This is a genomic window from Nocardiopsis sp. N85 (genome assembly GCF_028882275.1).
In the GTDB taxonomy this organism is placed as follows: domain Bacteria; phylum Actinomycetota; class Actinomycetes; order Streptosporangiales; family Streptosporangiaceae; genus Nocardiopsis; species Nocardiopsis lambiniae.
On the sequence record NZ_JARBUT010000004.1, the window covers coordinates 104057 to 130520 of the forward strand.

Sequence of the window (26464 nt, forward strand, 5' to 3'; positions counted from 1 at the left end):
ACCCGGGCCCGAAGGAGGCTTCGTGCGTGTGCTGACCTGTGCCGACAGCGGTGTGCTGGTGGAGGTCGCCGACCTGACCGAGGTGATCGCCCTGGGTGCGGCGCTGGACGCCCGTCCCCTCCCCGGCGTCGCCGACGTCGTCCCGGCGGCCCGTACCGTGCTGCTGCGGCTCGTTCCCGGGGCCGATCCCGGCGCGGTGGCCGCCGCCGTGCGCGAGGTCCCCCTCGCCCTGGTGGGCGGACCCGCCGAGGGGGAGACCGTGGTCGTCCCGGTGGTCTACGACGGGGAGGACCTCGCCGACGTCGCCCGGCTGACCGGCCTCACCCCGCGCGGCGTCGTCGCGGCGCACACCGCCGCCACCTGGACCGTCGCCTTCTGCGGATTCGCCCCCGGGTTCGGGTACATGGTGTGCGACGACGATCGCCTGCACGTGCCCCGCCGGGCCGAGGCCCGCACCCGGGTCCCCGCCGGATCGGTCGCCCTGGCCGGGGAGTTCACCGGTGTGTACCCGCGCAGCTCCCCCGGTGGCTGGCAGCTGCTCGGCCGCACCGAGGAGCGCATCTGGGACCTGGAACGCGACCCGCCCGGCCTGCTGCGCCCGGGTGTGCGCGTCCGCTTCGAGGAGGCGTCGTGAGGGCCCTGGAGATCGTGGCGACCGGACCCATGGTCACGGTCCAGGACGCCGGCCGGTTCGGCCACGCCGCCCTGGGCGTGGGACGCTCCGGAGCCGCCGACGCCGCCTCCTACGCCCTGGCCAACCGGATGCTGGCCAACCCGGCGGGCGCCGCCGCCCTGGAGGTCACCCTGGGCGGACTGCGGGTGCGCGCCCGAGGGCCCCTCACCGTCACCGTCACCGGGGCCGACACCCCTCTCCGGGTGGACGGCCGCGGGGCCGCGATGCACACCGTGCTGTGCCTGTCCGACGGTGCCGAACTCGTCATGGGGACACCGGCCCGGGGCCTGCGCACCTACCTGGGCGTGCGCGGGGGCGTGGACGTTCCACCGGTCCTGGGTTCGCGCAGCACCGACGTCCTGGCCGGGCTCGGCCCCGACCTGCCCGCGCCCGGCACGGTACTGCCCGTCGGCCCGCCTCCCCCCGGGTTCCCCAACGTGGACCTGGTGCCCGTCCCCGCGGTGGGCGGACCGGAGACCACCCTGCGCGTCGTCCCCGGACCGCGCCGGGAGTGGTTCACCGACGGGGCCCTGACGACCCTGCTCTCCTCCGCCTACGAGGTCACCTCCCGCAGCGACCGGGTGGGCGCCCGCCTGTCCGGCCCGGTCCTGGACCGCGCCCGCGACGGAGAACTGCCCAGCGAGGGGATGGTCCCCGGCTCCCTCCAGGTGCCGCCCACCGGCGAGCCCGTCCTGTTCCTGGCCGATCACCCGGTGACCGGCGGGTACCCGGTGATCGCGGTGGTGCGCTCCGCCGACCTGCCCCTGGCCGCCCAGGCACGGCCGGGTACCGCGATCCGCTTCACGCTCTGAGGGAGAGGCCCCGTTGAACCCGTCCGAACTGACCCCGGAGCGGGCCCGCGCCCTGTTCCGCGCCGGGCTGGAGACCCCCACCTCGGGGTTCGCCCCCGGTTACGCGCAGGCCAACCTCATCGCCCTGCCGAAGGAGGCCGCCTTCGACTTCCTGTTGTTCGCCCAGCGCAACCCCAAGCCGTGCCCGGTCCTGGACGTGACCGAGCCGGGCGAGGTGTCGGCGTCGGTGTTCGGCGGTGACCTGCGCACCGACCTGCCCGCCTACCGGGTGTACCGGCACGGTGAACTCACGGAGGAGCGCACCGACGTCACCGACCTGTGGCGGGACGACCTGGTGGCCTTCCTCATCGGATGCAGCTTCACGTTCGAGACGCCGCTGCTGGAGGCGGGCGTCCCGGTGCGCCACATCGAGGCGGGGACCAACGTCGCCATGTACCGCACGAACCGGGAGTGCCGTCCGGCCGGGCGGTTCCGGGGACCCCTGGTGGTGTCCATGCGGCCGATCCCGGCGGACCGGGTGGCCGACGCCGTGCGCGTCACCTCGCGCTATCCGGCGGTGCACGGCGCCCCGGTCCACGTGGGCGACCCCGCGGCGTTGGGCATCGCCGACCTGTCCCGGCCCGATTACGGCGACCCCGTCGAGGTCAGGGAGGGCGAGATCCCCGTCTTCTGGGCTTGCGGGGTCACCCCGCAGGCCGCGGTGACGGCCTCGGCCCCGGAGTTCGCCATCGGGCACGCCCCGGGGCACATGGCCGTCACCGACGTGCGGGACTCCTTCTACCAGGTGCCTTGAAGGCCCTGATCAGGACTCCGTGGCGTCGTCCTGGTCGTCGTCGGGAGCGGAGAGCCGCCGGTCGGGGTCCTGGCCGCTGATCCGGCCGGGGGCGTCGCCCCCGCCCGGCCGCCCACTCGCGGCGGGAGGGGGCGGAGTCCGCGGGGGCGTCCGGGCCTGCGGGTTCGGGGAGCCCGGGTCGGTCCGGGCCCGCTGTTCGTGGCGGCCGCGTTGGCGCGTGTACCCGGACTGGCTGGCGTAGGTCGTCTTGGCGGCCCGCGAGATGTCGTCCTCCCGCGCCATGCGCGCCATGTTCCGCAGTTCGGCCGCCTGCGCGGCGGCCGCCGGCGGCGGCCCGGCCGGACGTCCACCCGGAGCCGGGCCGCCCGCGAAGGGGTTCGGCGGGTCCAGGTCGTCCAGGTTCTGCCCGGCCTCCTCCAGCAGACGGGCCGCCTCGGCCCGGTCGCCCCGCCGCAGCGCCTCGCTCGCCCGTTTCTTGGCGGTCTGCGCCCGCTGCAACGCCTCCTCGGTGCGCACCTCCGGGCGCGGCACCCGTCCGGCGGCCTCGTCTCCCGGCACCACGTTCACACTGATCGGCAGCTTCGCCGTGTAGGTGGTCAGGGTCGACGGATCGACGTAGGTCGCCTCCAACGTCGTCAGGGTGACGGTCCCCAGCGACGACACACCGGGCACGTCCAGTCGCAGCAGCAGTCTGCGCTCCTCGCCGGAGTGGAAGTCGCCCAGCTCCACCACCACCGACCCGTCCGGGAGGCGGTGGGAGGGCATCTCGCCGACCACGCCCACCGCCCGCACGCGCTCGCCCACCGGGATCCGCAGCGACACGGCCTGCGCGCTCTTGGCCAGCAGGTACTCCGCCTCCTGGGCGATCAGCCCGCCCGCCGTGTCGGGGTCCTCGGCGAACAGGGCGCCGCCCGTGCCGCCCTCGGACACCGCGCCCAGCAGGGCCTCGTCGTAGCCCAGACCGTAGCCGAGCGTGGCCACCGTGACCTTGTTGCCGTAGGCGTCGGCGGCCACCTGCCGCAGCAGGTCGTGGTCGGTGACGCCGTGGTTGGCGTGCCCGTCGGAGATGAGCAGCAGGGTCGCGCCGCTCCCCCCGCCCGCACGGCGGGCCTCCTGGACACCGCGCAGCAGCCCGCTCGACAGGTCGGTGCCGCCGCCCGCCCGCAGCGCCCCGATGATCCGCCGCGTCGCGGCCTTGTCGGTGAGCGGACCGCACGGCACCTCCACCCGGGCCTGGGCGTCGAACGACACCACCCCGAAGTTGTCGGAGGGGGCGAGCCTGTCGATCAGCCCCAGCAGCGCGTTCACGGCCCCGTCCAGTCGACCGCCGTGCATCGACCCGCTGGTGTCCAGGACGATCTGGAGGGTGGCGGCGGGACGTTCGGTGTCCTCCTCGCGTTCGGGTGCGGTGATGTCGAGCAGGACGGCCACGGCGTCCACGGTGTCGAGCGGTAGGACGTCGAAGTCCAGCAGGGCGGACAGGTGCATGTGCGGCTCCTCGGGGTGGATGGTCCACAGCGTAGGCGTGACCCCCGACACGCCCCGGGCCTCACGCATGGCCGGAACCGGCCGATCGGGACCCGGTCCCGGCCCAGGGCCCGCGGGCGCCCGCCATCGGCGAGACCCGTCCGGTGCACGTCTTCGACGGGCTCGGCCCCGACGACCGCACGGCGACGATCACCACGGCGCTCCGGCGCGGCCCCATCCGAGGGGGATCGAGGGGCGGGATCAGCGCGCCTTCAGGCCCATCCGGCGCAGTTCCAGGGCGGCCAACCGGTTGAGGGTCTCGGCGTCCCCGGACCGCCAGGCCCCGGCGGGGTCCTCGTGGATCGCGGCCAGCCGGGCCGGGGGAGCGGTGGTCAGGGCGCGCAGCGCCAGCAGCCGGGCGCGGGCCTCGGGCGACATCCCGCCCGAACGCCGGACCGCGCTCGCGCGGGCGATCCACCGGGCCCGAGCGGGCAGCCACGTCGTGGCGACCAGCAGGACCGGGACCGCCGCCACCAGCAGGGGCAGGGTGGTGGCGAGCGAGGCCACGGTCTCCCGGAAGGAGTCGCCGGCGGCGGTGAGGGATTCGCCCGTCTCGCTCATGTTCGTGAACGGGACGGCCAGGCTCTCCCCGGCCAGGGGCACCTTGGCGGCCTGCTCGGCGGCCTTGTCCATGTGCTCGCTGAACCCCTGGCCGGTGCTCCTCATGAGCTCTCCGGGACGGTCGAGTCGGTTGATGATCTCGCGCAGTTCCAAGGCCGCGTTCACCCACAGGTAGACCCACAGCACGGCCAACGCGTCGGAGATCAACTGGAACAGGGCGCGGACGGGGTGGTCGGCGTACAACTTCACGGGGTCTCCCGGGGGGTGATGGGGAGCCGGACGTCATGTCCGGACGGTCATCCGTTACCCGTTCCGGGGGCTTCGCACTCCGCCGGTTCCCGTGTCGCAAGGGGATCTTGTGCTCACTGTGACCGAAGGGGCCTACGGGGACGAATCGCGAGCCCCCTCGCGGACCCGGACCACGCGTGAGAGCAGGGCCAGCACCGGTAGCTCCAGGAGCGGCCCGGCGACCAGGGCGACCGCGATGAGCGGCCGCTCCGGAAAGGCCACCACGGCGATCGCCAGCGCGATCGGTGAGTTGCGGGCCACCGTGGTCATGACCAGGGCCACCCGCTGGTCGCCGGGCAGCCGCAGCAGCCGCGCCGTGAGCACCGCCAGCAGCGGGGCCACCACGAAGAAGACCGCCAGCGGGGGTACCAGCGCCACCAGGGCGCCGCCGTGCCCGACCACGGTGCGGGCCTGCCAGGCGAACATGGCCGCCACCGCCAGGTACAGCAACGGCAGGACCGCGCCCGAGGCCCGGCCCACCAGCACCTCGTCCCGCCAGGCCGTGCCCTTCCACCGGGCGGCCGCCCATCGGGCGAGCACCGCCGCCGCCAACGGCACCACCAGGACCAGCAGCACCGCCTCCACCAGCGTTCCGGTGTCGATCATCGCGGCCTCGCCCCCGAGCAGCAGCACGTAGGCCGGCAGCAGGAGCAGCTGGAGCACGAGGTTGATCGGGAGCACGGCGGCGGCCACCCCCATGTGGCCCCGTCCCAGCCGGGTGAACACCAGGTACCAGTCGGTGCACGGGGTCACGAGCAGCAGCAACAGACCGATCCGCAGATCCGGGGCCTCGCCCAGCAGGCCCGCGCCCAGTCCCCAGGCCAGCAGCGGGGTGACGACGAAGTTGAGCACCAGGCTCGCGAGGACCACTCTCCGGGCCGACCCGGCCTCGCGCACGTGGGCGGCGTCGACCTGGGCGAACACCGCCGCCAGCATGAGCATCAGCGCCGGCGTCACCAGGTGCCCGGCGGCGTCGCCGATCGGCCACAGCAGGCCGGCGCACAGCCCGCAGAGGGCGGCGGCGGCCACGAACAGGCTCTGGAACTTCTCCAACGTGGACACGTGACGACCCTCCGACGACCGGGTGCGGGCACGTTCACGTTAGCCGCGCCGCGGCGGCCCGCACCCCCGGGGCCGGAACCTCGTACGCCTCGTGCTCCCGGAGGACACGAGGGGATGTCCCCGCCCTTCGGCGCGGGTCTCAGGCTCCCTCGGACGCCGGACCCTCCTCCACCACGTCGATACCGAGATAACGCAGGAACGCCACGGCCCCGGCGCGCATGTCCACGGTCTCCGGTTCCAGCAGCCACTGGATCTGGAGACCGTCCTGGACGGCCAGGAACTGCTGCGCCGCGGTCTCGGGGGAGGGGGAGCCGGGAAGGTCGGCCAACAGCACGGAGAACGCCCCGACCAGGTGCTCGCGCAGGATGCGGTAGCGGTGGAAGAAGTAGGTGTGGGCGGGGTGGCCGGGGTCGGTGGCCTCGGCGGACAGGTTGACGTAGAGCGATACCAGGCCGGGTGTCCCGACATTGCGCTCCACGATCCCGATGATGTTCGAGATCAACCGTTCCGGGGTCAGGTCCGGTTCCAGCACCAAGGGCGCGTCGACCTCGTCGCGCCTGCTCAACACGTGGATGAGCATGGCCTCCTTGCTGGGGAAGTGGTGCAGGAGGCCCGCGTGCGTGAGCCCGGCCTGCGCGGCGATGTCCCTCAGGGACACCGCGCGGTAGCCCGATCGGGAGAAGAGCTCGGTGGCGGCCTCGATGATGCGCTGCCGGGTGCGTTCCCCCTTGGTCATGCGCGGCCGGTCGCGCTCTCGATCGCTCACGAGATCTCCGTACGTCGGTGGGTGGCCGTGGCCGGTCCCCTGGCGGGGAGCGGGGTGCACGATGGGTAGAGCGTACGGTTCCGACGTCCGTGTTCTCGCTGTTCGCGGGTGGTCCCCGCGTCGTCCGCCCCGTGACCCGCCGCGCGCGCCGCGAAATCCGCCCCCCGGGGCGACCGATGACCGACACCTCGTTCGTCAGGGAAGGCCCACCCGCCGTCCCGCCCGCACCACTCCGCCCACCCCGCGCCCACCCCGGGGGCCGCCCGGCCCGGGGCCGGACGACCCCCGACGCGGCACCCACCGCTCTTCCACGGCGTGCTCACCGCAGGGCCGAAGAAGGAGGGCCGGGGCGGTGCTCCCGTCGACCGATGAGAACGCCCCGAGGGACGCGGCGGGGCGTCGCGCGGCAGGGTGGGCGACCCCGGAACACGTCCTAGCGCCAGGCGTCGGCGGCGCGGCGCGCGTACTCCGCGAACGGTGTCGCCGGGCGGCCCAGGACGCGCTCGACCCCGTCGGTGGGTTCGACGTTGCGGCCGTCCAGGATCTCCTCCAGCAGGCCGACCAGGCCGTGCGCCAACTCCTCGGGGGCGCCGGCCGAGGCCATCGTCGCGACGAACTCCTCCGCCGACACCTCCTGGAAGCGGACCTGCCTCCCGGACACCTCGCCCACCACGCGCACCGCCTCGGTGAACGTGATCGCCTCGGGGCCGGTCAGCTCATGGATCGCGCCGCCGTGCCCGTCCTCGGTCAGGGAACGCACGGCCACCCGGGCGACGTCGTCCAGGTCCACGAACGGTTCGGGGATGTCGGGCATCGGCAGGACGAGGGCGCCCTCCAGCAGCGGGGGCAGGAAGAAGCTCTCCGAGAAGTCCTGGGCGAACACCGAACAGCGCAGGACGGTCGTGTCGGGGAAGGCGGCCAGGACCATGTCCTCCGTGTTCTGCGCCCCCTTCTCGCCCCGGCCGGACAGCAGCGCCATCCGCCGCACCCCCGCGGCGGCCGCGCGCTCGGCGAACGCCGTCACCGCCTCGGCGGCTCCGGGGAAGGCCAGGTCGGGGTGGTAGCAGAGGTAGACGCCGGTGACCCCGTCCAGGACGGCGTCCCAGGTGGAGGGCTCGTGCCAGTCGAAGCGCGGCTCGCCGGCCCGGGAGCCGACCCGGACCCGGACCCCGGCCTCGGTGAGGAGTGCGGTCACGCGGCGGCCGGTCATGCCGGTGCCGCCGGTGACGAGGATGTGCTCATGGATCGTGTTCTCGTTCATGTCTTGAGTTCATCAGTCCGGGGTCGGACGGAACATGGTTCGGATACCGGAGAACATAAGAGATCGTCTGACATAGGGTCGGGGTATGGATCCGCTCGCCCACCTCCTCGACGGACCCCGGGCCCGTGGCGCGTTCACCCTCCGCGTGGTGATGCGACCGCCCTGGGGCATCCGCCTGCTCGACGGTTCGTCCCTCACCCTCATCGTGGTCACCTCCGGCCGGGTGTGGGTGGACCCGGGGGACGGGGGGACCGAGGCGCGGGAGGGCGACGTGGTCCTGATGCGCGGCCCGGATCCCTACACGCTCACCGACGCGCGGAACCGGCCCCCCTCGATCACCGTCCTCCCCGGCCAGCGGTGCTTCGCCGACGACGGGACGGAGGTCCACGTGAGCCTGCACCACGGCATCGGGACCTGGGGCAACGACCCGGACGGGCCCGACACGCTCATCGTCGGCGCCTATGAGGACGACAGCGAGGTCGGCCGACTGGCGCTGGCCGCGCTGCCCCGCCTGGCGGTGCTGCCCGGGGACCGCGTCGACCCGGCCCTGGTGTCCCTGCTGAGCCGGGAGATCACCAGCGCCCGCGTCGCGCAGTCCGGACTCAACGACCGACTCCTGGACTGTCTGCTGGTGATGGCCGTCCGGGCCTGGATCGAGGACACGCCCGATCACGCACCGAGCTGGCTCAACGCCCGGCACGACCCGGTGGTCGCCCGAGCCCTGGAACTCATCCACGAACAGCCGGCCGAGCCGTGGACGCTGGCGGGACTCGCCCGGGTCTGCGCGGTGTCCCGCTCCACCCTGGCCGACCGCTTCCAGCGGGCGGTGGGCACCCCGCCCATGACCTACCTGCGCACCTGGCGGCTCACCGTGGCCGGCGACCTGCTCACCGCCCGCCCGGACCTGGGGCTGGAGGCCGTCGCCGCCCGTGTCGGCTACGGCAGCGCCTTCGCCTTCAGCGCCGCCTTCAAGCAGCACACCGGCCTCAGCCCCTCGCTCTACCGCAGTCCCGCCGCCTCCTGACCGCCGCCCGCGAGGTGCGCGGCCCCTGCCGACGTTCCCCGGGCCCGACCGTCAGGAGAGACGGTGCCCGCCCGGGCGGGGGAGCGCCCGCTCCGCTAGGTTGGTGTCGAGGCCCGCTTCCCGGGCGGGTCGCCGCACCGCCACCGGAGAGGCACCGCCGTTGACCGACAGGACCCAGGCCTTCGACCGGCTCACCGACGACTACCGTCGCTTCCGCCCCGGATATCCCGAGGCCGTCACCGAACGGCTCCGGGAACACGTTCTGGCCGGTGACCGTGCCATCCGCCCCGACCCCTGGCTCCTGCTCGACGTCGGTTCCGGCACCGGTATCTCCACCCGGACCCTGCGCCACCTGTTCGGCCCCGGGCCCCGGGTCGTCGGTGTCGAACCCGGTCATGCCATGCGCGGCACCGCCGCCGAGAACGCCGACGGCGTCGAGTACGTGGACGGCCGGGCCGAGGCGATCCCCTTCCCCGACGGCTCCGCGACGCTGGTCCTGGCCGCCCAGGCCGTCCACTGGTTCGACCGGCCCGCCTTCTACGCCGAGGCCGCCCGCCTCCTGGCGCCCGGCGGCACCGTCGCCGTCCTCAACAACGACCGCGACTGGACCGCGAGCGACTTCGTCGACGCCTATGAGGGCCTGATGGAGAGGTACGGGGACGACTACCGGCGCGACTACCGGGTCTACGACACCATCGGCGAGATGAACGCGCGGGACGGCCTGGTCGACGCGGTCGAGTACTCCGCGGGCTGGGTACGGGACCTGGACCCGGACCGTCTCATCGGTACCGCGATGTCCTCCAGCAGGATGGCGGCGGTCGTCCGCGCCATCGGGGAGGAGCGCACCCGCGAGGCCATCACCGACCTGGCCCGCGAGCACTTCCCGGACGGGAACGTCCGCATCCCCTACGTCACCCGCCTCTTCCTGGCCCGCCGCGCCTGAGCCCCGGGCCCCGCGAGGGGCTCACTTTGCCGTTCGTCGAACATCCGCCGGCCTTGCCTCGATCCGCTCCCGGGAAGGGTTCCGTCGATCGGGTCCGATCACGGACCCGGCGACGACGGGAGAACCCACACCCATGGCTCAGCTCATCGTTCTCGGCGTGACCGACCGCGACACCGCCGAACGCGCCCTGGACATCGCCGCCGACCTCAACAAGCGGCAACTCCTCCGACTGGAGGACGCCGCCTACGCCTACAAGGACGACAAGGGACGCCCCCGCATCCAGCAGACCGTGAGCACCACCGGCGTGGGCGCGGCGGGCGGCGCCCTGTGGGGCACCCTCATCGGCCTCATCTTCCTCAACCCGCTGCTGGGTCTGGCGGTCGGCGCGGCCACCGGCGCGGTCGCGGGCAGGCTCACCGACATCGGTATCGACGACGACATGATCAAGCAGATCGGCTCCCATCTCGAAGACGGCCGCGCGGCCGTCTTCCTGCTCGCCGACATCACCACCGCCGACCGGGTCGTCGACGCGTTCAAGCCCTTGGACCCCACGGTCCTCCAGACCAACCTGTCCAAGGACGACGAGCGCGAACTCGTCGAGGCCCTGCGGGCCTGATCGGAGTCCTCGGGGCGCGCCGGTGGTGAGAGCACCTCCGAACCGGCGTGTCCCCGGCGGCGATCGACCCCACCCGCCTCCTCCTCGCGGGGAGGAGGCCGCCCGTTTTCCCGTCCGCCCTTCGGGTGTCCCCGATCCCCTCCGGCCCTCGGATCCTCGTGGCCGGGAGAAAAACCACGCCCGGGGGTGTACGGCGGCCCGGGGTTCATGGCAGGGTAGAAATTGGGCGATCGCCCAGTGCAAGTGTCCAAGAAACGTGACGGGAAAACGGCATGACCACCGAACGCGGCCGACAGGTGCGCGAGCGCCTGCTCGCAGCGGCCACCCACCTCATCGCCGACCGCGGCTGGTCCGCGGTGAGCACCCGCGTCCTGGCCGAACAGGCCGGCGTGGGGCCCGGACTCGTGCACTACCACTACCCCTCACTGCGGGCCCTGCTCAACGAAGCCGCCCTGGACTCCATGACCGCCGTCGCCGAACAGGCCGCAGCCGGACTCCAGGGCACAAGCCCCCACGAAGGACTCGAACTGATGCTGGGAGCGCTGGAGGCCTATCCCGGCGACGACCCCACCTCGGTCCTGTTCGTCGAGGTCTACCTGGCCGCCACCCGCGATGAGGAACTGCGCCGGGGCATCACCGCGATCCTCCAACGCTTCCGGGCGGTGCTGGCCGACTGGCTGCGCGCGGGCGGCGTGGCCGACCCCGAGGCCACCGCCCGGATCCTGGCCTCGGCCATCGACGGCGTCATGCTGCACCGCGCCCTCGATCCCCACCTGGACGCGGCCACCGTGGCCCCCGTGCTGAGCCGTCTCCTCCACCCCGACGCCGGCCGTCCTCCGGCGACGGACCACTCCACGCAAGGAAGAACCGCATGAGAGCCCTCATCGTGGGCGCCGGCATCGCCGGACTGACCCTGGCCCACCGACTGTCCCACCACGGCTGGGACGTCACCCTGGTCGAACGCGCCCCGGGCCCGCGCCCCCAGGGCTACATGATCGACTTCTTCGGCCCCGGCTACGACGCGGCCGAGGCGATGGGGATCCTGCCCCGCCTGCACGAGAGGGGCCACCACATCACCGAGGCCGTCCTGGTCGACGAGGACGGCAGGCCGCGGGCCTCGATGGGCTTCGAGCGCTTCGCCCGGTCCCTGGGCGGCTCCCTGATCTCGATCATGCGCCCCGACCTGGAACTCACCCTGAGCGAGGCGCTGCCCCCGGGTGTGCAGGTGCGCTACGGCACCGGGCCGCGACAGATCACCGAACACGCGGACGGGGTCCGGGTGACCCTCGACGACGGCCACACCCTGGAGGCCGACCTGCTGGTGGGCGCCGACGGCATCCACTCCACCGTGCGCGACATGGTCTTCGGCCCGGAGGAACGGTACCTGCACCACCTGGGCTTCCACACCGCCGCCTACACCTTCGACGACGCCCGTATCCACGCCGCGACCAGGGGCCGTTTCCACCTCACCGACAGCCTGGGCGCGCAGATGGGCCTGTACGCGCTGGAGGGGGAGCGCGTGGCCGCCTTCACCGTGCACCGCACCCGGGACACGACCCTGCCCGCCGACCCCCGGGAGGCGTTGCGCCGCACCTATGCCGGGCTGGGATGGGTGGTGCCCCGCGCGTTGGAGGCGTGCCCGCCCCCGGAGGAGGTCTACTACGACCACGTCGCCCAGATCCGGATGGAGCGCTGGAGCAGCGGGCGCACGGTGCTGCTGGGCGATGCCTGCCAGGCGGTCTCGCTGCTCGCGGGCCAGGGCGCCTCGCTGGGCATGGGCGGGGCGTACGTGCTCGGTGCCGAGCTGGCCCGCGCGGACGGAGTCGCCGAAGGGCTGCGCCGCTACGAGCGGCGCTGGCGCCCTGTGGTGGAGGAGCGACAGCGGGCGGCCCTGACCGGGACCTCCTGGTTCCTCCCCGACACCCCCGCGCGGTTGCGGTTGCGGCGCATGTTCCTGCGACTGGCGGCGCTGCCGGGGGTGGACCGCTGGGTGGCGTCGTCGTTGTCGGGCAAGCCCACCCGGGTGGTGAAGGACCTGGTCCCGGTGACCACCCCGGGCGACTGAGTCCTGCCAGGGGACGAGCGGGACCCCGAGGCCTCCGAGGGGCGTGAGGTCGCGGCCCGGATCCGAGGACGTTCGAGAAGAGGGGGTTCTCGTGGAGGCCTCCGAGGGGCGTGAGGTGCCGGGCGATCCCATGCGTCCCGGGTGTCCGGGACGGCCGTGTCCTCGCCGTGGGACCCCGACCGGACGGCCGTCGAAGCGGCAGGTCGCCTCAGGCGGCCTCGGAGCGTGACCGCAACCGGCGCAGCATCCGGGCGTCGCGGAACCCGACGGCGCGGGCGGCGGCCTCCACGGTCTCGCCCGCGCCGATCAGGTGCTCGGCCCGCTCCAGCCGCAGCCCCTGCTGATAGCGCAGCGGGGTGAGCCCGGTCGCCGCCGTGAACAGGCGGGTCAGCGTCCGTTCGCTCACCCGCGCCGACGCGGCCAGCTCCGTCAACGGCAGGGGTTCGTGGAACCGGGCGTCGATGACGTCCTGCACCCGGTGCACCACGTCCACCAGGTGCCCCCGGTGCCGCAACATCACCCCGGCCTGGGGTTCGTCGCCGTTGCGACGGGCGTACACCACCATCTCCCGGGCGATCGCCGCCGCGGCCGAGGGCCCGTGCCGCGCGGTGACCAGGTACAGGGCCAGGTCGATGCCGCTGGCGATACCCGCCGAGGTGATCACCCCGTCGTCGGGCACGTACAGCACGTCGGGCACCACCCGGGCGCGCGGGAACCGGTGCGCCAGCAGGTCCTGAAGACCGTGGTGGGTGGTACAGCGCCGCCCGTCCAACAGGCCCGCCTCCCCCAGGGCGAAGGCACCCGAGCACACGCTCGCCACGGTCCCGCCCGCCGCGCGGTGCGCTGTCAGCGCCGCCGCCTGCCCCTCGGTGAGGATCCGATAGGGCACCCGGCCGCCCGCCCGCCACCCGGGCACCACCACCAGGTCCTCCGGACCGGTCGCGAGGGCGTCGGTGGCCACGCGCAGGGCCAGCCCCTGCGCCGTGACCACCTCCTCGCGGGCCGCGCTGTAGCGCACCTCGTAGTCGAGCCCCAGATCGGCCGCGGTGGAGAACACCTGCGCCGGACCGGCCAGGTCCAACAGATGCACGCCCGGGGTGAGGAGGAAACCGACGACGCTCACGATCCGGTCAGTCTACGTCGACCACGTCGGCGACCGTGGCGATACGGGCGAACCGTCCGGACAGCGCGTAGACGGTGCGGGTGACGACCTCCTCGGTGCCCAGGGTGCGGGGGTCGGCGAGGATCTCCTCCAGTGGCCTCCCGGCCGGGGAACCGGGTGCCTGGATGGGCTCGGTGGCGGTGGCGTCCACCACGAAGGTCACGTCGTAGCCCAGGTCCGAGGCGGCCCGGGTGGTGGTCTCACAGCACTGTTCGGTGCGGATGCCGCAGACCGCCAGTTCCGACACCCCCCACCCGTTGAGGAGGCGTTGCAGGTCGGTGCCGCCGAAGGCGCTGTGCACGGTCTTGCGCAGGACCGGCTCCCCCTCCTCGGCCGTGAGCCCGTCCATGAGCTCGACGAACCCGAGCGCGGGGTCGAAGGCGTTGCCGGTCCCGGGCTCGGTGTGCAGGACCCACACCACGTGATCGCCGCGCCCTCGGGCGTGCGCCACGAGGGCGGCGACGTCGTCGGCGACGTCGGGGTTGGAGGAGGCCCGCCAGGTCTCCCGCCGGAGGAAGGACTTCTGGGTGTCGACCACGAGGAGTGCTCTTGTCATGCCCTGATCGTGTCGTGCCGTGCCCTCCCGCGACAGACACGATCGCGACCATGGCCGGACCGATCCGGTCAGGTGAGCCTCTTCTTGAAGCCCAGGTGCGAGGCGGTGTGGCCGAGCCGCTCGTAGAACCGGTGGGCGTCTTCGCGCTCGCGGTCGGAGGTGAGCTGGAGCAGTACCGCGCCCCGGGCGCGCGCCTCGCGTTCGACCCACTCCATCAACGCGGTGCCCAGACCGCCGCCGCGTTCGCCCTCGTCCACCCGTACCGCCTCCACCTGGGCGCGCAGCGATCCCCGGCGGGACAGGCCGGGGACGAACGTCAGCTGGAGGGTGCCCACCACCCGTTCGCCCCGGCGGGCCACCGCCAGGAACTGGTTCGGGTCGGAGTCGATGTCCTCGAACGCCTTCCGATAGGCGTCGGGGTCGTCGGGGCTCTCCCTGGCCGCCCCCAACGGGTCGGCGGCGAGCAGGGCGATGATCGCCGGGACGTCCTCGAAACGGGCCCGGTCGACGACGACCCCCTCGATGATCTCCGGTGCGGCGTCACCGAGCAGCAGTTCCGCCGCCCCGGCCAGATCCGGTACCACCACGGTCGCCCGACCCAGCTCCTCCGCCGACAGCGACGAGGCCACCGCCACCACCGGCATACCGGCGGCCAGCCCCGACTCGATCCCGCTGGGGGCGTCCTCCACGACCACGCATCGGCCGGGGTGGACACCGGCGCGCTCGGCGCCGAGCAGGTACGGGGAGGGGTGGGGCTTGCCCCGGGTGACGTCGTCGGCGGTGACCAGGATCCGAGGCGCGGGCAGCCCCGCCGCCCTCAGCCGGGACCGGGCGACGGTCTCGTCGCCGGAGGTCACCACCGCCCAGGCCCGGCCGCGTCGGTCGAGTTCGGCCACCAGGTCCCGGGCCCCCGGCACGGGCCGGACGTGCTCCACGGCCGCGGCCTCGTGGGCGCCGATCCGCGCGGACTCCTCCACGGGGTCCAGGTGCGGCGCGACCGATCGGACCAGGTCGACGTCGGTGCGGCCGTGGTGCTCCGCGAGCACCGCGTCGGGGTCCAGACCCCGGTCGCGCGCCCACGCGGTCAACCCCAGGCGGATGGTCTCCGCGGAGTCCACCAGGACCCCGTCCAGATCGAACAGCACCGTCGCGTCGCCGTATCCCACACCGGTTCCCTTCGCCGAGCCCTTCGAGCGTCCCTCACTCTGGCACACACCGTGAGGGGCGGCGCCGATCCGCGCGGATCACCGGGGCGAGCCTGTTCGTACGAGACGCCGAGACGATCCGGCGCACCGGGTCGGTCCCGTGGTCCGGCCCCGTTCGTCCGACGTACCGGGGAACTCCCCGCGGTACGCGGCGCACCGAGGCGGTGCCCTCCCCACGGCGGCCCGTCCACCGGCCCCGTCCTCAGCGCACGGCGTCGGCGAACCGCTCCATCCGTTCGCCGAACCCCGCCCACGGGCCGAACCACACCGCCACGGCGTCCGCGCCCGCGTCGGCCAGTCCGCGGTACAGCCCCACCGCGCGAGCGAAGTCCCGCTCTTCGCCACTCCACGCGATCCGGGTCCACGCGAGCACCGGACGATCGGTCAGGCCCCGCAGTCGATCGCGCGCCCGCACGAAACCGTCGACGTCCAGGCCCACCCCCTGCCAGGAGTCGGCCCACGCGGCGGCCCGTTCCAGCGCGGCCCGGGACGTGCCGCCCACCGTCACGGGCACGCGCCCGGCCGGACGCGGTTCGAACACACCCCGTTCGTAGGAGTGGAATCGCCCCTCGAAGGGCCCCTCTCCCTCGAAAAGGTGTCGCAGCAACCGCAGGGTCTCGTCGGTCCGCGCGCCGCGCGTCGCGAAGTCCGCGCCCACCGCCGCGAACTCCTCCCGGGACCAGCCGACCCCCACCCCCAGGACGAACCGTCCCTCGGAAATGGCGTGCAGGGTCGCCACCTGCTTGGCCAGCGTGAACGGATCGCGCACCGGCGCCACCAGGACCGAGGTGCCCAACCGGATCCGCTCGGTACGGGCGGCCAGGTGGGCCAGTGTCACCAGCGGCTCGTACACGCCGCCGAACGTCCTCCCGTAGGGCTCGGGCGGAAGAAGGTGGTCGGGCAGCCACAGGGTGTCCGCCCCCACCCCCTCGGCCCGGGTGGCGAGTTCGGTGAGGACCCGCGGCGGCATCTCCGGGGACTCGTCGGGAAGCACCACCTGGAAGTGGGTGCGCGTGCCGGGGACCGCTCGTTCGCTCATGCCCCGAACGTAGACGGTGACACCGGTGTGAAGGTCAAGCCTGGGCCGTCAGCGCCCGCCCGGCAGGGTCACCGTGACGAGCACCGCCCGATGATCGCTCCCGGTCACCTCCACCGTCTCCAGGTCGTCCACCCCCATGAACGGTTCGACCAGCACGTGGTCGATGGTGACCGGCGGCAGCGGCCGCCCCGAGGTCGGCCAGGTGGGGACCAGGCCCTCGCCGACCACGGCCGCCGCGTCGAGGTACCCCGCGTCCAGGACGTCGCGCAGCGCGGCGTGGTCCAGGGTGGCGTTGAAGTCCCCGGCCAGGATCCGGCTGGGGCCCACCTCCGGAAGAGCGGTCAGTGCGGCCAACTCCGTACGCCAGAGCTCGACATGGGACGGGTCCAGCGGTGGAGGCGTGTGCACCGACACCACCTCGACCGTTCTCTCGTACTCGTCCCCGGGCGCCTCGAAGGCGGCGACGGGCATCGCGAACCCGTGCGGCCCCTCCAGCGAACCCGCGTCGGTCAACGGCATCGAGGAGTGCACGGTGCCACCCGTCACCCCCGGGCCGGACCGATCCACCGTGTACGGCAGCAGGTCGTCCAGTCCGGCCGCCGACAGGTCGGCCACGAACTCCGGGGTGACCTCCTGGAGCGCCAGCACGTCCACCTCCCGGTCGCGGACGAGGGCGATGATCTCGTCGATCCGGGCCCCGCCCGCCAGGGTGTTGAGGGTCATCACCCGGAACGCGGGTCCACCCGCGTGGGTGACCCCGAAGGGCACCGCGCGCGGGACGACCGCGACCACGAGCACCGCCGCCGCGACGGCCAGTACGGCCATGGGGATCCACCGGCGCAGCAACCCGGCGGCGGTGACGGCCAGGACGGCCGCCCCGGCGACGTAGGGGGTGTAGGCCAGTAGCGGAACCAGGGGGAAGCCGCGTTCCAGGCCCAGACCGCGCAGCGCGGCGAACCCCGCGAACCCCACGGCCACGAGCGTCACCGCCGTGGTCACGGCACGCGACCGTCTCCGTCCGTCGTCCACCGGTCCGCCTCGTCCGCCGTCTCCACCATGGAGATCCTCCGCACCGCTCGTCCACCGTCCGTCGTGACGGTGGGATCCCCCTCACCGGGCACCGGTTGCGGCCGGATCCGGCCTCACCATGAGCGGGCCGCCGCCGTCAGCAGGGACCTCACCCGGTCCAGGCACCCGTTCTCCCGTATCCCGGACCGTCGCACCAGGTAGGCGGTGTTGATCGGCGGATCCTCCGGCTCCGCCAGCGCGACCAGTCGCCCCGCCGCCAGCTCCCCCTGGCACAGGTACCGGGGCACGGCGCTGATCCCGGCCCCACCCGCCACCGTGGAGATCACCGCCCGCAGGTCCGGCACGGTCACCGAGGCCTTGCAGGTCAGCCGCACCCCGAACACGTGACGCCAGTACCGTCGCAGGATCGGCAGGTTCTCGTCGTAGGCCACCAACGGCACCCCGCACAGCGCCGACGCCCCCTGACGGGCCAGCCGCTCGGTCCCGACGCGCTCCGCCCACAGGGGTGCCCCCACCAGGACGAACTCCTCATCGGCGAGGGGTTCGGCGATCAGGGAACGACCGCGCGGCCGCTCCGTCGAGACGACCAGGTCGTGTCGGCCCGCGCGCAGCTCCTCCAACAGGGTGTCGGAGAGCCCGTGGCGGACCCACAGCCGCAGCCCCTCCGACTCCACGGCGGGGGCCAACGCGGGCAGCACCAGCGCCTGTAGCATCTCGGCCGGCCCGGCCAACCGCAACGGTCGGTGCGGTACGGCACCGCCGCCCCCGGCGCCGGCCACCACCTCCAGGGCGTCCAGGGGCTCGGCGATCCGCGCCGCCAGCTCGTTGGCCTCCGCCGTGGGGGCGACCCCGCGTGGCAGCCGTTCGAACAGCGCGTAGCCCAGCCGACGCTCCAGGGCGCGGATCTGAGTCGTCACCGTCGGCTGTGACAGACGCAACGACTGGGCGCCCGCCGTGAACGACCCGGACCGGTGCACGGCCAGAAAGGTCCTCAGCTGCTGGAGGTCGAGGGGGAGCGGATCGGTCTCGGTGGCGGCCTCGGGCGGGACCGCCACCGATCCATTGGAATTCCTATGGGTCACTTCATCGATTTTATTGGTCGATCAATACATGAGGGGACTAGGGTCGTTCCTCGGGCCCCTGACCACGCCACAGTTCACCCGCTCGAAAGGTTCAGACGTGTCCGTCACCAGCAGGGAAGTCCACCTGATCGCCCGTCCGGTCGGCGAGCCCGCACCCACCGACTTCGCCCTCGTCGAGACCACCCTGGCCGACCCCGGCCCCGGGCAGGTCCTGGTCCGCAACGACTGGATCTCCGTCGATCCCTACATGCGCGGCCGGATGAACGACACGAAGTCCTACGTGGCGCCCTACGCCCTGGGCGAGCCCATGGACGGCGGCGCGGTGGGCACGGTCATCGCCTCCGGCGACGACTCCGTCCCCGTCGGAGCCTCCGTCCTGCACGCGCTGGGCTGGCGCGAACACGCCCTCCTGCCCGCCGGGGCCGTCCGGGTCGTCGACACCACCGCGGTCCCCGCCGGGGCCTACCTCAACGCCCTCGGCATGATCGGCCTCACCGCCTACGCCGGCCTCACCGAGGTCGCCCCGGTCCGGGAGGGCGACGTGGTCTTCGTCTCCGGCGCCGCCGGCGCGGTCGGCTCGATCGCCGGACAGCTCGCCCGCAAGCTGGGCGCCTCCCGTGTCGTCGGTTCGGCCGGCGGCCCGGAGAAGAAGCGCCGCCTGGTCGAGGAGTTCGGCTATGACGCCGCCATCGACTACCGCGAAGGCGACCTGGAGAAGCAGCTCGCCGAGGTCGCGCCCGACGGCGTCGACGTCTACTTCGACAACGTCGGCGGCGACCACCTGCGGGCCGCCATCGCCGCCATGCGCGACCACGGCCGCATCGCCCTGTGCGGGGCGATCTCCCAGTACAACGCCACCGGGCCGGTGCCCGGACCGGACAACCTGTTCCTGGCCGTCGGCAAGCGCCTCTCCCTGCGCGGTTTCATCGTGGGCGACCACGGTCACCTCATGGGCGAGTACGTCCGACGTGCCTCCGGCTGGCTCGCCGACGGCGAGCTGCGCACCGAGGAGACCGTCGTGGACGGCATCGACGACGCCGTCACCGCGTTCCTCGCCATGATGCGCGGCGCCAACACCGGCAAGATGCTCGTCCGCCTCACCGACTGAGGACGCCCGCGCGCCTCGGCCCACCCCCACCGTGATCACGGAAAGGCAACCATGCAGCACGTCACGCTGAACAACGGTCTCACCATGCCGCAACTCGGGTTCGGCGTCTGGCAGATCCCCGACGACCAGGCCCGGTCCGCCGTCGAGACCGCCATCGAGGTCGGCTACCGCAGCATCGACACCGCTCGGATCTACGCCAACGAGAAGGGCACCGGCCAGGCCCTGGCCGCCTCGGGCCTGCCCCGCGAGGAACTGTTCGTCACCACCAAGCTGTGGAACGACGACCAGGGCACCGACAAGGCCCTCAAGGCCTTCGACGCCAGCCTCGACCGCCTGGGCCTGGACTACGTCGACCTCTACCTGATCCACTGGCCGGTCCCCGCCCAGGACGCCTACGTCGACACCTGGAAGGTCCTGGAGCGCATCGCCGCCGAGGGCCGCGCCAAGGCCGTCGGCGTGTCCAACTTCACCGAGAAGACCCTGGGCCGCCTGCTGGCGGACACCGACCTCGTCCCCGCGATCAACCAGATCGAGCTGCACCCGTACCTCTCCCAGGAGTCGATGCGCGGGCTCAACGCCTCCCACGGGATCCTCACCGAGGCCTGGAGCCCGCTCGGCCAGGGCAAGGACCTGCTCGAAGACCCGGTGCTCGTGGAGATCGGCGAGGCGCACGGCAAGTCCGCCGCCCAGGTGGTGCTGCGCTGGCACCTTCAGCTCGGCAACGTCGTCATCCCCAAGTCCGTGACCCCGTCCCGGATCGCGGAGAACTTCGACGTGTTCGACTTCGCGCTGAGCGACGACGACCTGAACCGGATCGGATCGCTGGATCGCGACGGCCGGATCGGCCCGGATCCGGATGAGTTCACCGTCCTCTGAGCCTTCCGGGCCATGACGGTGCGGGCGGTCCCGGGGCACGGGGCCGCCCGCACGATCCCGTCGACGCGAAGGCCGATACCGGCCTGCGCCCCTACCCGCGAACAGGGCGAACGGGCACGACGGGGGACGCGCCCCCCGGTCGGGGGCGACTCCCCGGGGTCACGCGCGCCCCCGAGGTGGCACGGGGTCCACGGGAGGCGTACAGTCCTCTCTTGGCGCGCCGGGAAGCAAAGCCGGCGAACACCGCTCTCCCTACGCGAAATCCCGAATCCATGACCGTCGTTCCTTCGCGCACCGCGCGTGTCTATCGCTCCGAGAGCGCCGAGCGTTCGGTACACGCCTGGTGCCACAAAGCCCTGAGCCGCTGGCCCGAACTCGGCCCCCTTCCCCCCGTGGACACCCGGCTGGGGAGCACCCAGGCCTTCCGCGCCGAGGGCGGCCCCGGAACCCCGGTGGTCGTGCTCTCCGGTACCAACTTCAACGCCGCCACCACGGTGCCCGCGGCCCGCGCGCTGGCGTCCGACCGCCCGGTGTACCTGGTCGACCTGCCCGGTCAGCCCGGACTCAGTTGCAGCCACCGTGTCGGCAGGGTCGGCATCGAGTCCTACGGGGCCTGGTTCGACGAACTCCTCCCGCGGATCACCGACCGGCCCGTCCTCGTGCTGGGGCACTCCCGCGGAGCCGCCATCGCCCTGGCCTCCACGCCCTCGCCCCTGGTCGCGGGCCTGCTGCTGCTCAACCCCGCCGGGCTGACCGCCCCCGGGGTCACCTCCGAGTCGATGCGCGCCACGCTGCCGTGGATGATCCACCCCACCGAGCAGACCAGCGGTCGCCTCGTGGAATTCCTCAGCGGTCCCGAGACCCCCTGCGACGAGCACACCGACGAGACCGAGTGGCTCACCCTGGTCGCGCGCAACTGCCGCACCGGCTCCACGCCCAGCCCGCTGTACGCCGAGCAGATCCGCGCCTGGTCCGACACGCCCGTCGCCATCGCCACCGGGTCGCACGACCCCTTCTTCTCTCCCGCGCGCCTGCACGGCCCGGCCCGCCGGTTCCTGGACGCCGAGGTCCACACCATCGAGGGCGCCGGACACCTCTCCCTGTACGAGAACCCCGATCGGGTACGCGAACTGCTGGCATCGCTCGAAGTCTGACCTTCGACCGGTCGTCGACCCGTGTCCCGGCCGACCTCCGAGGGCGAAACACGAAAGACTCTCCGTGGTTGATCAATCACGGGGAGGCATAAGTGCTCGACAGGGCGGCGCGGGCCCTCGGTCTCAGGACCGACCCCGCCATCTTCTTCGGCGCGGTGGGAATGACGACGCTCTTCGTGGTGTGCGCCATCGTCTTCACCGGCACGGTGGACGCGGTCTTCGGCGCGATGTCCGACTGGATCCTCGTCCACCTCGGATGGTTCTACATCCTCGGGGTCACGACCTTTCTGGCCTTCCTCATCTGGATCGCCCTGAGCCGGTACGGCCGGGTCCGACTCGGCCCGGACGACAGCCGGCCCGACTACAGCGATCCCATCTGGTTCTGCATGCTCTTCGCCGCGGGCATCGGCAGCATCCTCATGTTCTGGGGCGTGGCGGAACCCATCAGCCACTTCGCCGAACCGCCGCTGCGCGACGCGGAACCCGAATCGGTGCAGGCCGCCAGGGAGGCCATGGGCTTCACCCTCTACCACTTCGGCCTGCACACCTGGACGATCTTCTGCCTGCCCGGGCTGGCCTTCGCCTACTTCACGCATCGCAAGGGGCTGCCCTTCCGGGTGAGCTCGATCCTGTACCCCTTCCTCGGGGAACGGATCCACGGCCCCATCGGGCGCTTCATCGACACGTTCGCCGTGCTCGGCACCCTCTTCGGTGTGGCCGTCACCATCGGTCTGGGCACCATGCAGATCAACAGTGGTCTGTACAACCTCTTCGGGGTACCGGAGAGCAGGCTCGTCCAGCTCATCCTCATCGCCTCCGTGACCACCCTCGCGGTGATCTCCGTGGCCACCGGCCTCGACGTCGGCATCAAGTGGCTGTCCACGATCAACATCGTGCTGGCCGTCGGACTGCTGATCTTCGTGTTCCTCGCCGGATCGAGCCTGTACCTGATCAAGGGGGTCGTCGAGACCACCGGTGTGTACCTGCAATGGCTGGTCCCGCTCTCCTTCTGGAACGACACCTTCGGCAACACCGGGTGGCAGGGTTCGTGGACCGTCTTCTACTGGGCGTGGACCATCACCTGGTCCCCGTTCGTGGGGATCTTCGTCGCCCGCATCTCCCGGGGACGCACCATCAAGGAGTTCGTCCTCGGCGTGCTCGCCGTCCCCACCGCGTTCAGCATCGTGTGGTTCGGCGTCTTCGGCCTGTCGGCGTTCGACATCGAGCTGAACCAGGGAGGGGATCTGGTCCGCGCCGTCGTCGTCGAGGAGGACCTTCCCGGGGCCCTGTTCGCCTTCCTCGCCAACTACCCCGCGGCCACCCTCCTGTCCGCGGTGAGCATCCTCATCGTGGTCGTCTTCTTCACCACCTCATCGGACTCCGCGTCCCTCGTGGTCGACATGCTGTGCTCGGGCACGCCCACGTCGCCCACGCGCCAACGGGTGTTCTGGGGCATCACCGAGGGCGTGGTCGCCGCCACCGTGCTCACCGCCGGCGGGGTGGGCGGGCTGGAGGCGTTGCAGCAGACGATCATCGTCTTCGGGCTGCCGTTCTTCGTCATCGCCTTCTTCATGATGGCCGGCCTCGTCCGCGCCCTTCGGGGGGAACCGGAGAGCGCCTTCGTCCGGAGCCGCAGGAGGAGGCGGGCCGACGAGGGGGCGGCCGCGTCGGGCGAGGACCCCGGATAGGCGCCGTTCTCGCGGGTCCTCCCGCCCCGGGGCCGGGGGCCGTCCGCCGAGACCCCGCCGAGACCCCGCCGCGCCCCGCCGGGGCGCGGCGGGGGTGGGAGCACGTCCTCGGCGCATCGACCGTGGTGGGACCGGTCACACCGGCCAGAAGAAGGCGTCGAGTTCTCGGTACAGCTCCACACGCTCCGGATCGATCCGGTCCCTGCCGTAGGCGTCCAGGAAGGCCTCGGCGTCGCGCGGCCCGAACGACGGGTTGAGGTCGGACAGCATGCTGCCCGTCATGTCCACGAGATCCAGGTGCCGGTCTCCCACGCCCATCCGGCCCAGGTCGATGAGGGACCACCGACCGTCGTCGTCCACCAGGACGTTGGGCAGGCAGTAGTCGCCGTGCAGCAGGACCGGGCCGGACACCTCCGTCCGGGACAGCCGTTCGGCCAGGCCCCGCAGTGCTCCGGCGGGGCTTCCGCCCTCCCGGGGCCGGTGCTCCGCGGCCCGCCAGGACCGGTCCACGAGTCCCGCCGCCACCCGCTCGCGCGCCCGCTCCAGCAGTACGTCCGGGCCGAGCGGGAACGGCGGTCCGGAGAGGGACGCGGTGTGCAGTTCCCGCAGCGCCCGGGCCAGGGTGGCGATCAGGGCGGAGCGCTCGTGCCCGGGTTCGTGGGCGGCCCTCCCGGGCCGGTGCTCCATCGTCAGCCAGCGCTCGCCCCGCCACTCCCCGGAGTCCAGCAGGCGGGGCACCGGCAGCGGGGTGTCGGCCAGCCGGCGCAGCCGCCGCTCCGTTCCGGCCAGTTCGGACACCAGGTCGGGGCGGTCCGTGCCCGCCGCCTTGAACACCGCGACCGGTCGCCCGGACACGTACAGGCGGGCGACCCGGGCCCCGGACAGGCCCACGTCGATCTCCTCGACCCGATCGGCGGTGACACCCGGCGGCAGCGACATACCCGGCAGCCTAACCGGGCCGCCCCGACCGTCCCACTCCTTTCCCACCCATCGCGAGCGTCCGGAACGCGCCGCCGTTCCCCCGCCGCCGTGGGAGCGGAGGGACGGACACGTCCCCGTGCCCGGTCCGCCGTCGGGCCCGCGGCACCGGTGGGCCGTACGCGGCAGGAGCGCGGCGCCCTGCCTCACCTCGTTCGATCGTCGGTTCGGGACGGTTCCGGCCCGGCGCCGACGGCGGGCAGGATCACCTCGTCGACGATGCGGGCGAGATGGTCCCGCCCGGGTGTCCGGCGGTGGTCGACGGCGTACTTGAGGACCATGGCCTCGCCGATGTCGACGGTCACGTCGGTCACCCGAGAGGGGTCGATCCGCCCCCGGTCGGCGTAGTGCGCCAGAACGGTGCGGGTGAACCGCCCGCCCCGGGGCTCGAACACCTCCCGGGTGAAGCGCTCGTGCAGCATCGGCTCGCGCACCGATTCGGCGATCACCGCGAACATGGCCCGGCCCAAGGGGTCGTCACTGAGCTCGGCCAGCATCACCAGCGACTCGATGAGGTCGCCCCGCAGATCGTCGGCCCCCGGTGCGGGCCGCTCCTGCGGAAAGTGGTGGTACATCGCTTCGAGCAGGATGTCCGCCGGGCCGGCCCAGCGGCGGTAGAGGGACGTCTTGGCGGTGCCCGCCCGCCGGGCGATCCCCTCCATGGACAGACGGTGCAGCCCGTTCTCCGCGGCCTCCACTATCGCCGCCTCGTGGATGGCCTCGATGAGTTCGGGGCCGCGCCTGCGCGTCCGCTTCGGAGGGACCTCACCGGGGTCGTCGGCGGCCTCCGCGGTAGTCGAAGCGTCCATGGACTTCCCAACTAAGATACGTTGGCGTATCTTAATAGCGCGGCATTGGATACGGCATCGTATCTCACCTTGCTCCGTGCGTCCGTGCGCCCAGGCGCGCCGATGCCGCCCCTCGACGGACCACCGACCACGAACGGAGCGATCCCCGTGTCCACTCGCCCCCGGCCCCCCGCCGACACGGCCCACGGCACCGCCCTCGCCCACCGGGCGGTCGCCCCCGACCTGGCCCGCGGCGTGATGCTGCTGGTCATCGCCGTGGTGCACGCCCACATCTTCCGGCTGCTCGCCACCGGAGACGCCACCGCCCCCACCGGCGTACTCGACACCGCGACCACGATGGCCGTGCTCGTGTTCGCCGAGGCGCGCGGTTATCCGATGTTCGCGGCCCTGTTCGGGTACGGGCTGGCCTGGATGTACCTGCGGCGGACCGCCGAGGGGCGACCACGGCCCTGGATCCGCGCCCTGGTGCGCCGACGCGGCCGGTGGATGGTGGCCATCGGGCTGCTGCACACGCTGCTGCTCTTCTTCGGCGACATCATCGCTGTGTACGGGCTCATCGCCCTGCTCTTCGCCGGACTGCTGCACGTCACCGACCGGCGGCTGCTCGCCCACGGGTTCACCTGGATGGCGGTCGGCTCCCTGATCTACGCGCTGGGCACGACCCTGCCCGCCCTCACCGATCCCGAGTCCGCCGAGGCGGTGATGAGCCCGGACCCGCTGGCCGACATGGTGGTGCGGCTCGTGACCTGGCCGGTCATGACCCCGCTGCTCATGGTGACCTCGGTGTTCCCCTTCACCATCGGGGTGTGGGCCGCCCGACGCCGGCTCCTGGAACACCCCGAGGCCCATCTGCCGCTCCTGCGCCGCGTCGCCGGAATCGGAATCCCGCTCGCCGTCCTCGGCGGGCTGCCCCAGGCCCTGATGTCCACGGGCCTGTGGCGGCCACCCATCGCGGTGGAGGCCGGCGGTGTCTGGCTCCACGTGCTCACCGGTTACGCGGGCGGGTTCGGCTATGCCGCGCTCATCGCGCTGATCGCGGTCCGGCTCGGCGACCGCCGGGGCCCGATCACCCGGGCGCTGGTCGCCACCGGGCAGCGCTCCATGACCTGCTACCTGTTGCAGTCGGTGGCCTGGACGGTGCTGTTCACGCCCTACGCCCTGGACCTGGCCGCCCGGCTGTCCGGCTTCACCTCCGTGCTGGTGGGCGTCGCGGTCTGGGCGACCACCGTGGTCCTGGCCGACCTGATGCGCCGCGCGGGTGTCCGCGGCCCCGCCGAACGCTTTCTCCGGTGGCGCACCTACGCGCCTCTCGGCCGTGACCGCCTCGACCCGTCCGTGCCGGGTGCGCACGGCGATCGTCGGACCCCCTGACCCCCGGACGGGCCCG

General features: G+C 72.9%; 26 protein-coding genes and 1 pseudogene. 13 read left to right on the top strand and 14 right to left on the bottom strand.

Annotated features, from left to right (window positions below; genetic code table 11):
• Positions 1-22 precede the first annotated feature (22 nt).
• The 3 genes from PWG71_RS07865 to PWG71_RS07875 are packed head-to-tail and all read left to right on the top strand — an operon-like array spanning position 23 to position 2278.
• Entirely contained in the window at positions 23-634 is a 612-nt protein-coding gene (locus PWG71_RS07865; protein ID WP_274808893.1) for a 5-oxoprolinase subunit B family protein, read from the top strand.
• Positions 631-1485: a 5-oxoprolinase subunit C family protein gene (locus PWG71_RS07870; protein ID WP_274808894.1), complete on the top strand. Its 855-nt coding sequence runs from the start codon at positions 631-633 to the stop codon at positions 1483-1485. Before PWG71_RS07865 ends, PWG71_RS07870 begins: the two co-directional genes overlap by 4 nt.
• A gap of 13 nt (positions 1486-1498) precedes the next feature.
• Positions 1499-2278 (top strand): putative hydro-lyase, encoded by a 780-nt coding sequence (locus PWG71_RS07875; RefSeq protein ID WP_274808895.1) that lies wholly within the window; start codon positions 1499-1501, stop codon positions 2276-2278.
• Between the two features lie 9 nt (positions 2279-2287).
• Here the strand turns inward: PWG71_RS07875 and PWG71_RS07880 are convergent, their stop codons facing one another.
• The 5 genes from PWG71_RS07880 to PWG71_RS07900 all read right to left on the bottom strand — a co-directional run bounded on the left by PWG71_RS07880 (position 2288) and on the right by PWG71_RS07900 (position 7743).
• Positions 2288-3766 carry a vWA domain-containing protein gene (locus tag PWG71_RS07880; protein WP_274808896.1) on the bottom strand — a complete coding sequence of 493 codons (1479 nt, stop codon included), beginning with the start codon at positions 3764-3766 and terminating at the stop codon, positions 2288-2290.
• Positions 3767-4006: 240 nt separating this feature from the next.
• Positions 4007-4615 carry a hypothetical protein gene (locus PWG71_RS07885; RefSeq protein ID WP_274808897.1) on the bottom strand — a complete coding sequence of 203 codons (609 nt, stop codon included), beginning with the start codon at positions 4613-4615 and terminating at the stop codon, positions 4007-4009.
• A gap of 132 nt (positions 4616-4747) precedes the next feature.
• Positions 4748-5716: an arsenic resistance protein gene (locus PWG71_RS07890; protein WP_274808898.1), complete on the bottom strand. Its 969-nt coding sequence runs from the start codon at positions 5714-5716 to the stop codon at positions 4748-4750.
• A gap of 139 nt (positions 5717-5855) precedes the next feature.
• The gene (locus PWG71_RS07895; protein ID WP_274808899.1) at positions 5856-6482 is read right to left on the bottom strand and encodes a TetR/AcrR family transcriptional regulator; all 627 of its coding nucleotides are present in this window, start codon (positions 6480-6482) and stop codon (positions 5856-5858) included.
• A 433-nt stretch (positions 6483-6915) separates the two neighbouring features.
• On the bottom strand, positions 6916-7743 hold the full coding sequence (locus tag PWG71_RS07900; RefSeq protein WP_274808900.1) for an NAD-dependent epimerase/dehydratase family protein: 828 nt from the start codon (positions 7741-7743) through the stop codon (positions 6916-6918).
• 85 nt (positions 7744-7828) lie between these two features.
• Here PWG71_RS07900 and PWG71_RS07905 point away from each other — a divergent pair, with 85 nt between their 5' ends.
• The 5 genes from PWG71_RS07905 to PWG71_RS07925 all read left to right on the top strand — a co-directional run bounded on the left by PWG71_RS07905 (position 7829) and on the right by PWG71_RS07925 (position 12391).
• Positions 7829-8767, top strand: a complete 939-nt coding sequence (locus PWG71_RS07905) for an AraC family transcriptional regulator (protein WP_274808901.1) — start codon at positions 7829-7831, stop codon at positions 8765-8767.
• Positions 8768-8927: 160 nt separating this feature from the next.
• On the top strand, positions 8928-9710 hold the full coding sequence (locus PWG71_RS07910; protein ID WP_274808902.1) for a class I SAM-dependent methyltransferase: 783 nt from the start codon (positions 8928-8930) through the stop codon (positions 9708-9710).
• Positions 9711-9843: 133 nt separating this feature from the next.
• Entirely contained in the window at positions 9844-10326 is a 483-nt protein-coding gene (locus PWG71_RS07915) for a DUF1269 domain-containing protein (protein WP_274808903.1), read from the top strand.
• A 272-nt stretch (positions 10327-10598) separates the two neighbouring features.
• On the top strand, positions 10599-11201 hold the full coding sequence (locus tag PWG71_RS07920; RefSeq protein WP_274808904.1) for a TetR/AcrR family transcriptional regulator: 603 nt from the start codon (positions 10599-10601) through the stop codon (positions 11199-11201).
• Complete coding sequence (locus PWG71_RS07925; RefSeq protein WP_274808905.1) at positions 11198-12391, top strand: FAD-dependent oxidoreductase; 1194 nt, start codon at positions 11198-11200, stop codon at positions 12389-12391. The genes PWG71_RS07920 and PWG71_RS07925 overlap by 4 nt, the downstream gene beginning before the upstream one ends.
• Before the next feature lie 208 nt (positions 12392-12599).
• Here the strand turns inward: PWG71_RS07925 and PWG71_RS07930 are convergent, their stop codons facing one another.
• The 7 genes and pseudogenes from PWG71_RS07930 to PWG71_RS07960 all read right to left on the bottom strand — a co-directional run bounded on the left by PWG71_RS07930 (position 12600) and on the right by PWG71_RS07960 (position 18437).
• Positions 12600-13514, bottom strand: a complete 915-nt coding sequence (locus PWG71_RS07930) for a GlxA family transcriptional regulator (protein WP_274808906.1) — start codon at positions 13512-13514, stop codon at positions 12600-12602.
• Between the two features lie 7 nt (positions 13515-13521).
• Positions 13522-14109: an isochorismatase family protein gene (locus PWG71_RS07935; RefSeq protein ID WP_274808907.1), complete on the bottom strand. Its 588-nt coding sequence runs from the start codon at positions 14107-14109 to the stop codon at positions 13522-13524.
• Between the two features lie 68 nt (positions 14110-14177).
• Positions 14178-14636, bottom strand: coding sequence for a GNAT family N-acetyltransferase (locus PWG71_RS07940; RefSeq protein ID WP_274809094.1), 459 nt, complete (start codon positions 14634-14636; stop codon positions 14178-14180).
• 51 nt (positions 14637-14687) lie between these two features.
• Positions 14688-15323, bottom strand: a pseudogene (locus PWG71_RS07945) (HAD-IA family hydrolase); the annotation flags it as partial.
• Between the two features lie 193 nt (positions 15324-15516).
• Positions 15517-16353, bottom strand: coding sequence for a TIGR03619 family F420-dependent LLM class oxidoreductase (locus PWG71_RS07950; protein ID WP_274808908.1), 837 nt, complete (start codon positions 16351-16353; stop codon positions 15517-15519).
• 48 nt (positions 16354-16401) lie between these two features.
• Positions 16402-17352 (bottom strand): endonuclease/exonuclease/phosphatase family protein, encoded by a 951-nt coding sequence (locus PWG71_RS07955; protein ID WP_274808909.1) that lies wholly within the window; start codon positions 17350-17352, stop codon positions 16402-16404.
• 143 nt (positions 17353-17495) lie between these two features.
• The gene (locus PWG71_RS07960) at positions 17496-18437 is read right to left on the bottom strand and encodes a LysR family transcriptional regulator (RefSeq protein WP_274809095.1); all 942 of its coding nucleotides are present in this window, start codon (positions 18435-18437) and stop codon (positions 17496-17498) included.
• A gap of 124 nt (positions 18438-18561) precedes the next feature.
• Between PWG71_RS07960 and PWG71_RS07965 the strand changes: the two genes are divergently transcribed.
• The 4 genes from PWG71_RS07965 to PWG71_RS07980 all read left to right on the top strand — a co-directional run bounded on the left by PWG71_RS07965 (position 18562) and on the right by PWG71_RS07980 (position 23290).
• The gene (locus PWG71_RS07965; protein WP_274808910.1) at positions 18562-19572 is read left to right on the top strand and encodes an NADP-dependent oxidoreductase; all 1011 of its coding nucleotides are present in this window, start codon (positions 18562-18564) and stop codon (positions 19570-19572) included.
• 51 nt (positions 19573-19623) lie between these two features.
• Entirely contained in the window at positions 19624-20448 is an 825-nt protein-coding gene (locus PWG71_RS07970; RefSeq protein WP_274808911.1) for an aldo/keto reductase, read from the top strand.
• Between the two features lie 272 nt (positions 20449-20720).
• The gene (locus PWG71_RS07975; protein ID WP_274808912.1) at positions 20721-21602 is read left to right on the top strand and encodes an alpha/beta fold hydrolase; all 882 of its coding nucleotides are present in this window, start codon (positions 20721-20723) and stop codon (positions 21600-21602) included.
• 92 nt (positions 21603-21694) lie between these two features.
• The gene (locus PWG71_RS07980; RefSeq protein ID WP_274808913.1) at positions 21695-23290 is read left to right on the top strand and encodes a BCCT family transporter; all 1596 of its coding nucleotides are present in this window, start codon (positions 21695-21697) and stop codon (positions 23288-23290) included.
• Positions 23291-23425: 135 nt separating this feature from the next.
• On the opposite strand, the gene PWG71_RS07985 is transcribed toward PWG71_RS07980, so the two are convergent.
• Together PWG71_RS07985 and PWG71_RS07990 are read right to left on the bottom strand one after the other, a co-directional pair.
• Entirely contained in the window at positions 23426-24229 is an 804-nt protein-coding gene (locus tag PWG71_RS07985) for an aminoglycoside 3'-phosphotransferase (RefSeq protein WP_274808914.1), read from the bottom strand.
• Between the two features lie 185 nt (positions 24230-24414).
• Positions 24415-25077: a TetR/AcrR family transcriptional regulator gene (locus PWG71_RS07990; RefSeq protein WP_274808915.1), complete on the bottom strand. Its 663-nt coding sequence runs from the start codon at positions 25075-25077 to the stop codon at positions 24415-24417.
• Positions 25078-25224: 147 nt separating this feature from the next.
• Between PWG71_RS07990 and PWG71_RS07995 the strand changes: the two genes are divergently transcribed.
• Positions 25225-26448: a DUF418 domain-containing protein gene (locus PWG71_RS07995; RefSeq protein WP_446724988.1), complete on the top strand. Its 1224-nt coding sequence runs from the start codon at positions 25225-25227 to the stop codon at positions 26446-26448.
• Positions 26449-26464: the final 16 nt, after the last annotated feature.